Source organism: Devosia sp. CN2-171 (genome assembly GCF_049354815.1).
Classification (GTDB): Bacteria; Pseudomonadota; Alphaproteobacteria; order Rhizobiales; family Devosiaceae; genus Devosia_A.
On sequence record NZ_CP186479.1, the window covers coordinates 2326101 to 2340294 of the forward strand.

At 66.2% G+C, this 14194-nt stretch carries 14 protein-coding genes and 1 pseudogene; 3 read left to right on the top strand and 12 right to left on the bottom strand.

Features of this window, described 5'->3' with window-relative positions; genetic code table 11:
• Window positions 1–10: 10 nt before the first annotated feature.
• The 6 genes and pseudogenes from ACOYW5_RS11490 to ACOYW5_RS11515 all read right to left on the bottom strand — a co-directional run.
• A pseudogene (locus tag ACOYW5_RS11490) lies at window positions 11–496 on the bottom strand (MCP four helix bundle domain-containing protein); the annotation flags it as partial.
• Window positions 493–990 (bottom strand): chemotaxis protein CheW, encoded by a 498-nt coding sequence (locus tag ACOYW5_RS11495; RefSeq protein WP_423069378.1) that lies wholly within the window; start codon window positions 988–990, stop codon window positions 493–495. The gene ACOYW5_RS11495 and the pseudogene ACOYW5_RS11490, both read right to left, overlap by 4 nt.
• Window positions 987–3038, bottom strand: a complete 2052-nt coding sequence (locus tag ACOYW5_RS11500) for a chemotaxis protein CheA (RefSeq protein ID WP_423069379.1) — start codon at window positions 3036–3038, stop codon at window positions 987–989. Before ACOYW5_RS11500 ends, ACOYW5_RS11495 begins: the two co-directional genes overlap by 4 nt.
• Window positions 3035–3403 carry a response regulator gene (locus ACOYW5_RS11505; protein WP_423069380.1) on the bottom strand — a complete coding sequence of 123 codons (369 nt, stop codon included), beginning with the start codon at window positions 3401–3403 and terminating at the stop codon, window positions 3035–3037. Before ACOYW5_RS11505 ends, ACOYW5_RS11500 begins: the two co-directional genes overlap by 4 nt.
• The gene (locus ACOYW5_RS11510; RefSeq protein WP_423065030.1) at window positions 3400–3732 is read right to left on the bottom strand and encodes an STAS domain-containing protein; all 333 of its coding nucleotides are present in this window, start codon (window positions 3730–3732) and stop codon (window positions 3400–3402) included. Before ACOYW5_RS11510 ends, ACOYW5_RS11505 begins: the two co-directional genes overlap by 4 nt.
• 452 nt (window positions 3733–4184) lie before the next feature.
• Entirely contained in the window at window positions 4185–5234 is a 1050-nt protein-coding gene (locus ACOYW5_RS11515; RefSeq protein ID WP_423065031.1) for an HD domain-containing phosphohydrolase, read from the bottom strand.
• Between the two features lie 197 nt (window positions 5235–5431).
• Between ACOYW5_RS11515 and ACOYW5_RS11520 the strand changes: the two genes are divergently transcribed.
• Window positions 5432–6064 (top strand): cysteine hydrolase family protein, encoded by a 633-nt coding sequence (locus tag ACOYW5_RS11520; protein WP_423065032.1) that lies wholly within the window; start codon window positions 5432–5434, stop codon window positions 6062–6064.
• Window positions 6065–6068: 4 nt separating this feature from the next.
• Here ACOYW5_RS11520 and ACOYW5_RS11525 read toward each other — a convergent pair whose 3' ends face one another.
• Window positions 6069–7163, bottom strand: coding sequence for a Gfo/Idh/MocA family protein (locus ACOYW5_RS11525; protein ID WP_423065033.1), 1095 nt, complete (start codon window positions 7161–7163; stop codon window positions 6069–6071).
• 147 nt (window positions 7164–7310) lie between these two features.
• Here ACOYW5_RS11525 and ACOYW5_RS11530 point away from each other — a divergent pair, with 147 nt between their 5' ends.
• Both ACOYW5_RS11530 and ACOYW5_RS11535 read left to right on the top strand, forming a co-directional pair.
• Entirely contained in the window at window positions 7311–8300 is a 990-nt protein-coding gene (locus ACOYW5_RS11530; RefSeq protein WP_423065034.1) for an XdhC family protein, read from the top strand.
• Window positions 8287–8859, top strand: coding sequence for a nucleotidyltransferase family protein (locus ACOYW5_RS11535; RefSeq protein ID WP_423065035.1), 573 nt, complete (start codon window positions 8287–8289; stop codon window positions 8857–8859). Before ACOYW5_RS11530 ends, ACOYW5_RS11535 begins: the two co-directional genes overlap by 14 nt.
• A gap of 104 nt (window positions 8860–8963) precedes the next feature.
• Here ACOYW5_RS11535 and ACOYW5_RS11540 read toward each other — a convergent pair whose 3' ends face one another.
• The 5 genes from ACOYW5_RS11540 to ACOYW5_RS11560 all read right to left on the bottom strand — a co-directional run bounded on the left by ACOYW5_RS11540 (window position 8964) and on the right by ACOYW5_RS11560 (window position 14155).
• Window positions 8964–11084, bottom strand: a complete 2121-nt coding sequence (locus ACOYW5_RS11540) for a molybdopterin cofactor-binding domain-containing protein (protein ID WP_423065036.1) — start codon at window positions 11082–11084, stop codon at window positions 8964–8966.
• Complete coding sequence (locus ACOYW5_RS11545) at window positions 11081–12034, bottom strand: FAD binding domain-containing protein (RefSeq protein WP_423065037.1); 954 nt, start codon at window positions 12032–12034, stop codon at window positions 11081–11083. Before ACOYW5_RS11545 ends, ACOYW5_RS11540 begins: the two co-directional genes overlap by 4 nt.
• A complete protein-coding gene (locus ACOYW5_RS11550; protein ID WP_423065038.1) occupies window positions 12031–12564 on the bottom strand; it encodes a 2Fe-2S iron-sulfur cluster-binding protein in 534 nt (177 codons plus the stop codon). The genes ACOYW5_RS11545 and ACOYW5_RS11550 overlap by 4 nt, the downstream gene beginning before the upstream one ends.
• A gap of 142 nt (window positions 12565–12706) precedes the next feature.
• A complete protein-coding gene (locus ACOYW5_RS11555; protein WP_423065039.1) occupies window positions 12707–13198 on the bottom strand; it encodes a ferritin-like domain-containing protein in 492 nt (163 codons plus the stop codon).
• Window positions 13199–13291: 93 nt separating this feature from the next.
• Window positions 13292–14155 (bottom strand): aldo/keto reductase, encoded by an 864-nt coding sequence (locus ACOYW5_RS11560; protein WP_423065040.1) that lies wholly within the window; start codon window positions 14153–14155, stop codon window positions 13292–13294.
• Window positions 14156–14194: the final 39 nt, after the last annotated feature.

Consider the following 14194-nt stretch of genomic DNA (forward strand, 5'->3'; position numbering starts at 1 on the left):
CGTTGACCAAGGCGCTCATCGTCTCCTCGACGACGCCAAGTGCACCGCTGCCGTCGGTGGTGGTGACGGTCAGCGCGGCGGTGTCGGTGTTGAGCTTGGCCAGGTCGAGGGCCCGCATCATCTCGGTCTCGTAAGTCGCCATCTTGGCGGTATAGTCCGGAAGGATGCCGCGGACCTGGGGGTCCTGGACGTTGCCGTCGAGCGCCTGCAGAAGCCGGGCCATCTCGGCGAACTCATCTGTGATCTTGGTCACGTAGTCGTCGATCACGGCCGAATCGTCGGTGATGATGGCGGCACGGAGACGCGAGCCGAGGCTCTCGAGGTGGGTCTGCATCTGCTGCATGGTCAGCGTATTGGCCGACCGAACGTTGACGATCGTAACCAGCGACTGATTGAGCTTGTCGAGGTTCTGGAGGGCAATGAACATGCTCACCCCGGACACCACCGTGATGGCGCCAAAGACGGCCGCCAGTTTTGCCTTGATAGTCAGTCTCACGATGCGGCCCTTTCTTCTGCTGCACTAGACGAGCCGCTCCTGCGGCCCTCGATTTCGAAAATTCGCTGCATGTCGGGGATGATGATGAAATCTCCCCGGCGCTTGCCGATGCCGCGCACATAGTCGGGGCGCCAGCGCATGCCGACGCGCGGGGCCTCCTCGATGGCGGCCGGCTCGATATCGGTGACGTCGAACACCTTGTCGGCGAGGATGCCGACAACGCTCGGCTCGTCCTCGATTTCGGTCTCGATGACGACGATGCGGGTGTCCTGGTCAGGCTCGCGCCGCGGCATGCCGAAAGCGACCTTGAGGTTGGTGAGCGGCACGACGCGGCCGCGCACATTGATAAGGCCCGCGGCGAACGGCGAGGCGTTGGGCACTTCGGTGACTGCGACGAGATCGAGGATCTCGCGGACACTCTCGGCCTTGATGGCGAAGAGCTCGTCGTCGAGGCGCAGCGTCAGGGCGCGCATGGGTTCGGTGAAGGCGGTCATGCGGCGACCTTTCCAGTGCTGCGGAACTTTTCCTCATGCGCCTGGCCGAAGGAGACGAGGCGCGAGGTGTCGAGGATGAGCGCCACGGCGCCATCGCCGAGGATGGTGGCGCCCGAGAAGGTCTCGAGGCCCGAGTGGAGCTTGGAGAGCTGCTTAATGACGGTCTGGTTGTTGCCGATGATCTGATCGACGACGAGACCTGTGCGGCCCTCGCCCGAAGAGATGATCACCACCTTCTGGTGCGCATCGGGCTCGCCCGGAATGTCGAGCAGGTCGCGGAGGCGCAGGAAGGGCACGAGGCTGCCACGGATATCGAGGAAGTTGCGGCCACGCGAATGGGTCGCGACTTCGGCCGGTAGCTCGACGCATTCCTCGACCGCCGAAAGCGGGATCGAGTAGCGGCCGTTGCCGACGCGGATCAGCATGCCCTCGATGATGGCGAGGGTGAGCGGCAGGCGGAGTGTCATCGTGGTGCCCTCGCCCGGCCTGGTCGAGAGCTCGATCTTGCCGCGGAGGCCATCGATGGTGCGCTTGACCACATCCATGCCGACACCGCGACCGGAGAGCGAAGTCACGGCACTGGCGGTCGAGAAGCCGGGCGCGAAGATCAGCTGGTAGAGCTCCTGGTCAGCGAGGCGCGTTTCGGGCGTGATCAGCCCCTGCTCCTCGGCCTTCTTCCGGATGCGATCGGCATTGAGACCGGCGCCATCGTCGGTGACGGAGATCGCGACTTCGGCGCCGGCATAGACGGCGGAGAGCTTTACGGTGCCCTTGGCGGGCTTGCCGGCCTTGATGCGCTGCTCGGCGCTTTCGAGGCCGTGGTCGACGGAGTTGCGGATCAGGTGGACCAGCGGATCGGCGAGGCGCTCGATCATGGTCTTGTCGAGCTCGGTCTCTTCGCCCGTCGTGATGAACTCGATGTCCTTGTCGAGCTCGCGGCTGAGGTCGTGCACCAGGCGGCGGAAGCGCGAGAAGATCGAGCCGATCGGCACCATGCGGATGCCCATGGTGGTGTCGCGCAGACCCGAGGACAGGCGCTCGAGTTCCTCGGCGACGGTCTTCAGGTTGAGATCGGAACTCTGGGCGGCGAGCTGCGACAGGCGGGCCTGGGCAATGACCAGTTCGCCCACCTTGTCCATCAGTTCGTCGAGCCGTTCGGCCGGCACGCGCATCGAGGTCGAGGCGGCAGCCTCGGGCTTTTCCTTCTGCTCCCTGGCGGGCTGCTTGCTGGATTTGGCGATCGGCGCCAGTTCGGCGGCAAGGGCCTCGGCTTCGGTTTCCTCGGCGAGGATATCGAGGATGGTCTCGGCTGCGGGGGCCAGCTCCGGTTCGGCGGCTGCGGCGATGGCCAGCGGCTCGATCGAGAGCTCCATGCCGTCCTTGAGGAACATGAAGACATCGTCGAGCGCGGCGGTCGGGTCAGCGTGCTCGATATCGACCTGCCAGCCGAGGTTGCAGTGCTCGGGATCGATGACGTCGAGGGTCGGCACATTGTCGACGAATGCGGTGATTTCGGTTGGACCGAGATCGGCGATCTCGCCGAGCAGCAGCATCGGGTTGGTGCCATGCACCAGCGCATCGGTCGGGAGCATGAAGCGGACGCGCCATTTGCCGGTCGGCTCGAGCGGGACGTCATCGGCCGGCGCCGGCATCGCCATCGGTGCGGCCGGGAAGGCGTCGTCGCCATCGACGATCTGGCGCAGTGCAAAGAGGATCGGCTCACCCGCGCCTTCGGCTGCGTCGGGTGCTTCGATCAGGGCGTGGATATGGTCCTTGGCATCGAGCGCCACGGCGACCAGCGCGTCGGTGATGGGCGAGAGGCCCTTGCGCACCTTGTCGAAGGCGGTCTCGAACTCGTGCACGAAGGCGGCGACGTCGGCAAAGCCGAACATGGCGCCAGAGCCCTTGATGGTGTGCAGCGCCCGGAAGACGGCGTTGACGAGGTCGGCATCGTCAGGGTTGTGCTCGAGATCGAGCAGGCCCTGCTCCAGCTGCTCGAGCAGTTCGCGGGCTTCCTGACGGAAGGTGTCGGCGGGATCGGAATTCATGCGCCGGTCACCTTCTTGATGACGGCCAGCAACTGATCCTGCTTGAACGGCTTGACGATCCAGCCAGTGGCACCGCTTTCGCGCGCCTGGCGCTTCAGTTCATCGTCGGACTCGGTGGTGAGCAGGATCACCGGGATGCCCTTGCCGGCGGGGTGCTCGCGGAACTTCTTCAAGAACTCGAGCCCGTTCATGACGGGCATGTTGAGGTCGGTGACAACGGCATGGACCGTTTGCGTCGTCGCCGTGTTGTAGCCTTCGAGCCCGTTGCCGGCCTCGAGCACGGTCAGGCCGGCGCCGCGCAGGGTCATGGCGACCATCTGCCGGATGGAAGCGGAATCATCGATGGTGAGGATGGTCTTGCTCATGCCGCCTCTCGCGAAATGGTCCAGGTGGAAAGGGTGGGAAGGTTGGGGCTGCCGTCGGCGGCAAGGAACCCGGCCGCGATCAGCGTCCGCGCCACAGGACCGTTTGCAGCAGCCGTGACGGTGAGCGTCCGGCCCTGCGCGGCAGCGGTCTTGGTGGCGGAGACGAGAAGCTGCACAGAGGCGACGTCGATGCTCTCGACGGCATCGGTACCGATAGCGACCGCGTCATGCGCGGCGATGGCCTGGGTGAGCTTGGCGTGCAACTCGGCAATCGAGCGCAACGAGAGGTCGCCGCTCAAAGCGAGCGGATGCGGCAATGACTGAGACATAGGGTTCGTTCTGGCCCCGAGTGAGTATGCTTCTGCGATACAGTTGCATTGGGCGCGCAAGCCACCGACCGGAAGACATGGCAATCCGCCACGCCGCTCCAGTAACAGTGCCTCCGCGTCCACTCGGAATTGCTGTTGCCCCCTAGCACTCCTATAATTTGACCGGATAAGTTAAATCCGCATTACCGATACGCAGTATTTGTGATAACCGTTGTTGCGAGATATTACTGTGTATTTCTAGGTTAATACTTGGTTTCTTCGAATCTATCGCGAGTGCTCATCGACTCCGGGATGACTCACCGGGAGTCATGGGCGAGTCGACGCAAGCCGACGGAGACTCTGGGAGAGGCGGGAATACTTGCCCGCGAGGGCTGGCGATCGTGTGCGGGGGTAAGCCCGCGGCCCAGGCCGGTGCCGAGACGGCGCTGCGCATCGGCAGTAACTTCGCGGGTTCAGCCGGCGAGGCGGACGGGCTCGGGAGGCTCGGTCAGCATGGCCTCGATCTCGGGCCACATGCGCTGGAAGGCAGCGACGCAGGACGGATCGAAATGCGTCCCCGCGAGCGAGACGATCTCGCGATGGGCATCGGCGATCGGCCAGGCCTGCTTGTAGGGCCGCTCGGAACAGAGCGCATCGAAGACATCGGCGATAGCGACGATGCGGGCTTCGATCGGGATATCGGTGCCCGACAGGCGGTCGGGGTAGCCGGTGCCATCCCAGCGCTCATGGTGGCTCTGGGCGATGAGCTCGGCGGTGCGGATGAGTTCGGACGAGCCGTTCTCGAGGATGCGGGCGCCGATCGAGACGTGCTCGCGCATCACCGTCAGTTCGGCGGGCGAGAGCTTGCCGGGCTTGCCGAGGACGGCGTCGGGGATGCCGATCTTGCCGATATCGTGCAGTGGTGCGCTCAGATAGATGAGCCGGCAGCGCTCGGGGCTGAGCCCGAGGGCGCCGGCGAGCATGGAGGAGATCTGGGCGACGCGGGAGACGTGGCCACCGGTGTCGCCGTCGCGATATTCGATGGCGCGGGCGAGGCGCCAGATGATCTCTTCCTCGCGGGCGACGAGGTGGCGGGTAGCGACCTCGACTTCGCGGGCCAGCCAGGCGGCGCGGTCGGCGAGCTCGATCTGGGCGCGGCGCAGGGCCAGTAGGTTGGTCACCCGGGCCTGCAGTTCGGTAGTGTCGAAGGGCTTGTTGACGAAATCGGTCGCGCCGGCCGCTATGGCTTTCACGCGCAAAGCGGGGGAGTTGTCCGAGGTCACCATGACGATGGGGACGAGGCGGTAGGCTTCGAGGGCGCGAAGGCGACGGGTCAGCTCGACGCCGTCCATCTCGGGCATCACATGGTCGACGAGGATGAGATCGAACTGGGTGCGGGCTACGGCTTCAAGGGCGAGCGAAGGGCGTAGGAAGGTTTCGAAGGTAACGCCCTCGAGCGCTCCGACCACATGGCCAAGGAACGCGAGGCTCGATCGTGAATCGTCGACGATCAGGACTTGCACCGAATATCCCCCGGAGCTTCTGCTCCTGTGGTGCATCCAAGCAGGCGCAAGTTAACAGAATCGAAAATGTGATCCGTTGGGCAGCAATGCTTTGCGTTCAACTGGTTAGCAAGATGTTGGCGTGGCCAATGGCGGTTCACGGAACTTGCCGCCGCGGCAGCCATTGAGGTCGGATAGGCACCAGTGCGCGAGTTCGCATGTCACCGACCGGCCCTGTCGACAAGGATGGTATCGCTTTCGGTTCGCTCGGCACGAGCTGGGTGCATCTTTGCGTCGACATGCAGCGGATGTTTGCCGAGGAGACGGACTGGCACACCAAGTGGATGGCGATCGTGCTGCCGCGGGTGGTGCAACTGGTGGAGCTGGCGCCGGAGCGGACGGTGTTCACCCGGTTCGTGCCGGCGCAGAACGCCACCGAAGCGGCAGGTACGTGGCAGCGTTACTACCGGCGCTGGCCGGAGATGACGCTCGATCGGCTGGATCCGGGCCTGCTGGACCTCGTGCCGGACCTGCGGGGCTTCGTGCCGCCGGCGCGGGTGATCGACAAGCGCGTCTACAGTCCCTGGATCGACGGAGTACTCGACGACGAGCTGAAGCGCCGCGGCGTGGCTACGGTGATCATCTCAGGGGCCGAGACCGAGGTTTGCGTGCTGGCGGCAGTGGTCGGGGCGATCGACCTCGGCTATCGCGTGATCATCGCTACCGACGCGGTGTGCTCGTCGGCGGACCAGACGCATGACGCGGCGCTGGAGCTTTACCACAACCGGTTCGGCATGCAGGTCGAGGTGGCGACGGTGGCGCAACTGCTCGAGGAGCAGCGCGCCACCTGAGAGGTCAGAGCTGCCCGAACGGAAGATCGTCGCGCATCGGGGCGGGACGGGCAGCTGGGTGGGTGAGCTCGATACGCCTCCCGCTTTCGGCCGACTTCAGGATCGAGTCCATGATCTCGAGGACATGGAGGCTCAGCTCGTGGCTGGCGCGGTGCGGGCGGCCTTCGGTGATGGCCTGGGCCATGTCGGCGAGGCCGAGGATGCGGTAGTTGCCGTCGCCGTAGAGATGCGTTTGCGGCACGTCGGTCCAGTCGCCCTTCTTTTCCGAGACCTGCACGGCGCCATCGAAACGGTTGGGGTCGGGGACCAGCATGGAGCCGGCGCTGCCATAGATTTCGATATGGCCGTGGGCGTGCTTCCAGACATCGAAGCTGGTGGTGATGGTGACGGCGGCGCCGTTGGCGAAGGAGAGGAGCGCCGAGATGTGGGTGGGGACTTCGACGGCGAAGCTCTCGCCCGCGCGTGCGCCGGAGGCGATGGTGCGGGTGTCGTAAGAGGCCTTGGCGGCGCCGGTGACGCTCGCGACGGGGCCGAGCATGTTGACGAGGCAGGTGAGGTAATACGGGCCCATGTCGAACATCGGGCCGCCGCCGGCCTTGTAGTAGAAGTCGGGATTGGGGTGCCAGAGTTCGTGACCAGCGACCATCATGAAGGCGGTGCCGGCGAGCGGCGTGCCGATGGTGCCGGCGTCGATCGCCTTGCGAGCGGTCTGGTGCGAGCCGCCGAGGAAGGTGTCGGGCGCGCAGCCGATGCGGAGGCCGGCTTTCGCGGCTGCTTCGACGAGGCGCAGCCCATCCTCGAAGGCGACGGCAAGCGGCTTTTCGGAATAGACGTGCTTGCCGGCGGCGATGGCCTTCAGCCCGACCGGCACGTGGTGCTGTGGCGTCGTGAGATTGAGGACGATGCCGATGCGCGGATCGGCCAGAAGTTCGTCGACAGTGAGGGCTTCGACGCCGTAGGTCGCGGCCTTGGCGCGCGCTGCGTCCATGTTGATATCGGCGCAGGCGACGATCTTTATGATCGGGAATTGCGGGGCGGCCTTGAGATAGGCATCCGATATATTGCCGGTGCCGATGATGCCGATGCCGACGGGCTGCATGTGACGAAACTCCTCCGGTAGTGTCAGCTGATAGGCTGATTCAGGTCGGAAAGCTCATACACCGGTTACGTACCTCAAGCCATGCGTTTCGCAGCTTTGCCTGGGCAGGTGCGAGCGCTAGAGTGGGCCTGAGCTTGAGGAGGCCCCGTGCAACAGACGCCTGCCGCAGATCGCGAACTGGTCGTGCCCGCATGGGCGGCGGTGAGCCGTGAGGCGGCACCGTTCGCGTTGCTGGCGGAGGGCGCGCGGCTGGGGATACCGGGGGCGCTCGTTGCCATTTCCGCTATCGACGGCGGGGCGCCGAAGGAGCTCGGCGCCCATCTCGCGGTGCTCGCCGATGGCCGGCATGTCGGGCACGTGTCGGGCGGTTGTGTCGAGCCTGCGATTGCGACGGAAGTGCTGCCGTTCATCGCCGAAGGCGGTGACCGCATCGTCCGCTTCGGCAAGGGCTCGCCCTACATGGATATCCGCTTTCCCTGCGGCGGTGGGGTGGACCTCTTGGTGCATGTGAGCCCGGATGCGCAACTCATCGACGCGGCGCTCGATGCGCTGGGGCGGCGCGAGGCGTTTGCCATTGCCTTCCGGCCCGAGGATTCAACGGCACGGCTGATCCACGACAATGGGGCGACCGGCTGGCGCGAAGGGGCGTTCGTGCGCCGCTACCTGCCGCGCACCCGGCTGGGGCTGGCGGGACGCGGACCGGACCTCGAGGTGCTGGCGCGCGTGGCGCTGGCGGCCGAACTGGAGGTCGCCGTCGCAACGCCGGACGATGCGAGTGCGGCGGTGGTTGCGGCTCTCGGGCTGCCGGTGACGCGGCTGACCTCGCCCTCTCAGACGCTGGACCTGGCGATCGACCCGTGGACGGCGACGGTGTTGCTGTTCCACGAGCACGAATGGGAAGACGCTATCCTCACGCAGGCCGTCGCGGCGCCCGGTTTCTATATCGGGGCGATGGGGAGCGTGCGGACCCACCGGCAGCGCTGCGAGCGGCTGATCGCCAGGGGCGTGCCGCCGGAGCAGGTCGATCGCATCCGCGGCCCGATCGGACTGATCGACCGGGCGCGTGATCCCGGGACGCTGGCGCTTTCGGTGCTGGCCGAGATCACGGCGGAGCGGGCGGCGATTGATCGAGCCTGAGACCATTGTCGGCGTGATCCTGGCCGCCGGGCTGTCGACCCGGTTCGGCGCTGACAAAGTGCTGCACGTGTTGGACGGCAAACCGCTGGGGGCGCATATCGCCGACACCATGGGCAGCCTGCCGCTGGCTGCGCGTTTCGCGGTCTGCCCGGCGCGGGCGCGCGGACGGATCGAGCTGTTCGAGGCGCGCGGGTACGGGATCATCAGCAATCCCAATCCGGCGGCCGGCATGGGGGCGTCACTGAAACTCGCCGCCGAGCGCGCCATGGCACTTGAGGCCGATGCGCTGATCATCTGCCTCGCCGATATGCCCTATGTCACGGCAGAGCATCTGAGGACGCTGGTCGAGGCGACGGTCGGCCGACCGGCGGCGGCGACGCGTGTCGCAGGGCACATCACCCCGCCGGCGGTGTTCCGCCGGCCGATGCTGGAACAACTGATGCGGCTCAGCGGCGACCACGGAGCGCGGGATCTGCTGGTCGGCGCCCGGCTCGTCGAGGCGGACCAGCATATGGCGCGCGATTTCGATACGCCTGAGGATTTTGCGCGGGGGGATTAGCCGCTGTCACCTGTCTTTTTGAGGGGACAGACCGGTGCCTGAGGTCGCCCCTCCCCCGCCCCCGCCCCCGCCCCCGCGGGGGAGGATCAAGTGGTGCTTCGCTGCTAGTCTTTCGGCAACCCCGACAACAGCCGGTCGATGCGGATGGGGAAGTCGCGGACGCGGACGCCGGTGGCGTTGAAGACGGCGTTGGCGACGGAGCCGCCGGTGCCGCCGGCGCCGAGTTCGCCGATGCCCTTCACGCCGAGATGGTTGGCGCGCTCGTCGAAATCGTCGAGCATTACCGCCTCGATATCGGGAAGATCGGCATGAGTTGGCATCAGGTACTCGGCGAGGTCGCCGTTGACCCAGTGGCCATGGCGCGGATCGGCGTAAGCGCCTTCGTGCAGCGCGGCGCTGACGCCCCAGATCATGCCGCCGATCAGTTGTGAACGTGCCGTCTTGGGGTTGAGGATGCGACCGGCAGAGAAGACGCCGAGCATGCGCCGGAGCCGCACCTCGGCGGTGTCGATATCGACGGCCACTTCGGCGAAGGAGGCGCCGTAGGTGAAGATCGAATAATCGGTGTAGTCCGGCTCCTGCTTCTGCCCGCGCGTATGCCCCGTCGCCTCGAGCCCGTCGGGGAAGTGGCGGCGGACTTCGGCAAAGAGGTCGTTGAAACCGGTGCCTGCGACCTCGGTGATCTTGCCGCGCAGAATCTGGCAGGCGCGATCGACCGCGACCGAGGTATTGCCCGAGCCCCATGAGCCGCCCGAGCCTTCGGAGCGCGGGAAATTGGTCCGCGCCAGCTCGACCTTCACCTGCTCGACGCCCACGCCGAGTGCGGTGGCGGCAACCTGCGCGGCGATGGTGTAGGTGCCGGTGCCGAGGTCGGTCATGTCGGAACGAACGATGACGGTGCCATCGGGCTCGAGGCGCACGATGACATCGGTCTTCGTCTGGAAGTGGCCGCGCATCGAGGAGGCGACGCCATAGCCGATAAGCCAGCGCCCGTCGCGCCGACTGGCCGGCTGTTTCGGACGCTGGTCCCAGCCGAAGCGCTCGGCGCCTTCTGTGAGGCATTCGCCAAGGCGGCGGCTACTCAACGGAACCTTCTTTTCGGGATCGAGATTGGTGTCGTTCCTCAATCGGAATTCGACCGGATCGATGTCGAGCTTGTGCGCCAGCTCGTCGATGGCGGACTCAAGAACCATGAGGCCGGACAGTTCGCCCGGGCCGCGTACCGGTTCGGCGGCGCCGAGATCGAGTTCGCGATGGGCGGTGCGGGTCAGCCGGTGCGGGGCCGGATAGAGCGGGCGGGCGACCGTCGCGACGCCCTCGCTCCAGTTGCCCCAGGGCGAGGTCTGGACGCGGGCGTCGTGCCCGATGGCGTGCAGCTTGCCATCGGCCGTAGCGCCGAGCCGGATGCGGCTGACGGTGGCGGCGCGGTGGCCGATGAGGGTGAAGAGCTGGCGCCGGGTCAGGATCAGCTTGACCGGCCGGCCCAGTTGCATCGCCGCTAGCGAAGTCAGCACCGCCTCGGCATGGAGCGCGATCTTCGAGCCGAAGCCGCCGCCGATGAAGGCGCTGTCGATGGTGATCGCATCAGGATGCAACAGAAGAGTCTCCGCCAGCGCATCGCGCAAGGGGGCGATCATCTGGGCGGTGAGGAAGAGCGTCAGGTGCCCCTCACGCCAGTCGGCGATGGCGGCGTTGAGCTCCATCGGATGGCCGAAGTGATAGGGCGTCGAATAGGTGACATCGATGGTGGCGGCGCTCTGGCGCAGGCCGGCGTCGAGGTCACCGTGGCGCGACGCCTCGTGCCAGGGCTCGGCCGGCTGCTCCGTGCCCATCTCGTATGCCGCATCGGGATCGGCGACGTAGTCGACCTCGATGATTGCTGCGGCAGCGCGAGCCTCCTCGAAGCTGTCGGCGACGACCAGCGCGATGGGCATGCCGTAGCGGTCGATACGATCGCTCCAGAGCTGCGGCTGGGCATCGAACATGTCGGCGTGCTCGAGCGCCGGCGCCTGGGCGGGGGCATTGCGGTGGGTGAGGACGAGGCGGACGCCGGGCGCGGCCTCTGCCTTCGCTGTATCGAGCCGCTCGATGCGGCCGAGGCCGATGCCGGCGCCGAGGACATAGGCGTGGAGCGTTGGGCCAAGCTCCTGCCGCTCGGCGGAGTAGCGGGCGCGGCCGGTGACCTTGAGCGGACCATCAGTGCGGCTGATGCCGGAGCCGATCATCGTGCCACCTCGCGGGCCTCGGCGATGACGGCGGAGAGCGTGCGCCGGGCGAGTTCGGGTTTGTAGGCGTTGTCCTCGGTCGTATGGACGCCAGCCAGGGCGATCTCGGAGATCCAGCCGGCATCGTGTCCACCCTCGGCTGCTTCGACGCGCCAGGGCTTGGCCGCGACGGCACCGAAAGCGAGCGCCCGCACACCACCATCCCTGAAGATCAGGGCCACGGAGACATTGGCGAAGGCGTAGGAGGCCCGTTCGCGGACCTTGCGATAGAGCTGCACGCCGCCCTTGGGGGGCGGCAGCGTGACAGCGGTCACAAGTTCGCCGGGGGCCAGCACGGTTTCGAGGTGCGGGGTGTCGCCGGGGAGGCGATGGAAGTCGGCGATGGGGATGGTGCGGGTGGTGCCGTCTGATGAGACCGTCTCGACGGTGGCATCGAGGGCGCGCAGGGCCACACACATGTCGGAGGGATGGGTGGCGATGCAGCTCTCGCTGGTGCCGAGGATCGCATGGTTGTGGCTGAGACCGCCGAGGGCAGAGCAGCCAGAGCCGGGGCGACGCTTATTGCAGGGCATGTCGGTGTTGTAGAAATAGGCACAGCGGGTGCGCTGCAGGAGGTTTCCGGCGGTCGTCGCCTTGTTGCGCAACTGGCCCGAGGCCCCGGCGAGCAGCGCGCGCGACAGCACGGCATAGTCGCGGCGAACCGTTTCGTCGGCGGCGAGGTCGGTGTTGCGCACCAGCGCGCCGATGCGAAGGCCGCCCTCGGCGGTCGGCTCGATCCGGTCCAGCCCGATGTGGTTGATGTCGACGAGGTGTGCCGGGGTCTCGATGCCGAGCTTCATCAGGTCGAGGAGATTGGTGCCGCCGGCGATGTAGCGCGCGCCTTCAGTGGTGGCGACGGCGTGGGCGGCCTCGGCGGGGCTCGTTGCCCGCTCGTAGCTGAAGGCTTTCATCTCTCACCCGCGAACTGGCGGACGGCGGCGATGATGTTGGGATGGGCGGCGCAGCGACAGATATTGCCGCTTAGGCGCTCACGGAACTCGACGTCGGTGGCCGACGGGGCGGCTTCGAGGTCGGCCGTCACGTGGCTGGGGATGCCAGCCTCGATCTCCTTGAGCATGGCGAGGCTCGACATGATCTGGCCCGGCGTGCAGTAGCCGCACTGGAGGCCATCGTGTTCGACGAAGGCCTGCTGCAGCGGATGCAGCGCCTCGGGCGTGCCGATGCCCTCGATGGTGGTGACCGCATCGCCCTCATGCATCACCGCGAGGGTGAGGCAGGAGTTGATACGGCGACCGTTGACCAGGACGGTGCAGGCACCGCACTGGCCCTGGTCGCAGCCCTTCTTGGTGCCTGTGAGATCGAGATGCTCGCGCAATGCGTCGAGCAGCGTGACCCATGGTTCGAGCACGAGGGTCACGCTCTCGCCATTGAGCGTGAACGTCACCGGCAGGGCTCCGAGCCGCGCCTCGCTATTTTGCATGCTTCCCCCCGCCGCCCCAAACCGATCGGCCCTGTTGGGGCGAGACTAGCATCGCTGGGACGTTGCGCAACCAGCAGGGGCGCGATTGCCGGTTGAGCACAAGGGGAAATGGGAAGGCCGATGCGGCCTTCCCATGCCGGCGTCATGCGGCCTTGAGGTTTACCTGGGAGACAGCGACCTGGCTGAGCTTCTTGTCGGTTGCTTCCTCTTCCTTGAGGGTGGCGTCGAGAAGGGCCGCCGCGTCTTTCATCCCGAGCTGCTGGGCCCAGGTCTTGAGGGTGCCGTAGCGGGCAATCTCGTAGTGCTCCACCGCCTGGGCTGCAGAGATGAGGCCGGCGTCGAGCGCGACGGTGCCCTTGAACTCCTCCATGATGGACTTGCCTTCCTCGATGATGCCGAGGATCGCGTCGCAGGTCTTGCCGCGAGCCGGCTTGCCGATCAACTCGAACACTTGCTCGAGTCGCTCGATATGCCCTTCCGTTTCGTCGAGGTGCTGTTCGAAGCCGGCCTTCAGCTGCGGCGATGTCGCGGCTTTGGCCATCTTGGGCAGGGTCTTCACGATCTGTTTTTCGGCGTAGTAGATGTCCTTGAGGGTATCGAGGAACAGGTCGTCGAGAGTCTTTTCGGTTGCCATGATGTGCTCCGGTTTTCTTGTCTGGTTCAGTGAAGACGCTGAGTCACAGAACCCTCTTGCACACGTTCCGTTCCGCCCTTTGCTGGCACCGCGCTAGTAAAGATCGTTGAAGCGGTCGGGGTCGCTGCCGGTGCGGCCATGCTCCGGATCGTCGAGGCCTGCGATGCGGGCCATTTCCGCTTCGCTGAGGGTAAAGTTGAAAACCTCGAAGTTCTCGCGGATGCGGTCGGGGGTCACCGATTTCGGGATGACGATCGAGCCGCGCTGCAGGTGCCAGCGCAGGATGATCTGGGCGGGACTGCGTTCCCGCGCCCCGGCGATCGAGGCGATCACCTCGTCGCCGAGCACGGTGCCGCTGCCGAGCGGGGAATAGGCTTCGTGGCGGATGCCGCGGTTGCGGAGATATTCGACCATCTCGGGCTGCTGGAAATAGGGGTGGGTTTCGATCTGGTCGACCACGGGCACCACCCCGGTCTCGTCGATCATTCGCTCGATATGATGCGGGAGGCAGTTGGAGACGCCGATATTGCGGACCAGGCCCTCCTCGCGCGCCTCGACGAGGCCCTGCCACGCCCCGACGTAGCGCTCGGGATCGAGTGTGGGCCAGTGGATGAGCATGAGGTCGAGATAGTCGAGGCCGAGCGTCTCGAGCGAGGCACGCACGCCGGCGAGGGCGCCCTCCCGGCCCATGGCCCGGGTGCGGAGCTTACTGGTTACGAAGAGCTCGGAGCGGGGGAGTTCGGCATTGCGCAGGGCGAGGCCGACGCCTGCCTCGTTGTCGTAGCCCTGCGCCGTGTCGATCATTCGGTAGCCAGCATCGAGGGCAGTGGCGATGGCGTCGCCGACCTCGTCATTGGCGATCTGCCAGACGCCGAAGCCGATCTGGGGGATGAAGTCGCGGTCGTTGAGCGCGACCGATGGCGTGCCGGCGGCAGCCACGAACCTGTCGGTGATCATGATCGTTCCTTTCGTTGGCAAGGCACCAACTTTCGGGAC

Coding starts and splice junctions, on each gene's coding strand:
- ACOYW5_RS11560 (WP_423065040.1), bottom strand. CDS start 14,155: ATGATCACCGACAGGTTCGTGGCTGCCGCCGGCACGCCATCGGTCGCG.
- ACOYW5_RS11545 (WP_423065037.1), bottom strand. CDS start 12,034: ATGAAAGCCTTCAGCTACGAGCGGGCAACGAGCCCCGCCGAGGCCGCC.
- ACOYW5_RS11555 (WP_423065039.1), bottom strand. CDS start 13,198: ATGGCAACCGAAAAGACTCTCGACGACCTGTTCCTCGATACCCTCAAG.
- ACOYW5_RS11520 (WP_423065032.1), top strand. CDS start 5,432: ATGTCACCGACCGGCCCTGTCGACAAGGATGGTATCGCTTTCGGTTCG.
- ACOYW5_RS11500 (WP_423069379.1), bottom strand. CDS start 3,038: ATGAATTCCGATCCCGCCGACACCTTCCGTCAGGAAGCCCGCGAACTG.
- ACOYW5_RS11540 (WP_423065036.1), bottom strand. CDS start 11,084: ATGATCGGCTCCGGCATCAGCCGCACTGATGGTCCGCTCAAGGTCACC.
- ACOYW5_RS11510 (WP_423065030.1), bottom strand. CDS start 3,732: ATGTCTCAGTCATTGCCGCATCCGCTCGCTTTGAGCGGCGACCTCTCG.
- ACOYW5_RS11525 (WP_423065033.1), bottom strand. CDS start 7,163: ATGCAGCCCGTCGGCATCGGCATCATCGGCACCGGCAATATATCGGAT.
- ACOYW5_RS11505 (WP_423069380.1), bottom strand. CDS start 3,403: ATGAGCAAGACCATCCTCACCATCGATGATTCCGCTTCCATCCGGCAG.
- ACOYW5_RS11495 (WP_423069378.1), bottom strand. CDS start 990: ATGACCGCCTTCACCGAACCCATGCGCGCCCTGACGCTGCGCCTCGAC.
- ACOYW5_RS11550 (WP_423065038.1), bottom strand. CDS start 12,564: ATGCAAAATAGCGAGGCGCGGCTCGGAGCCCTGCCGGTGACGTTCACG.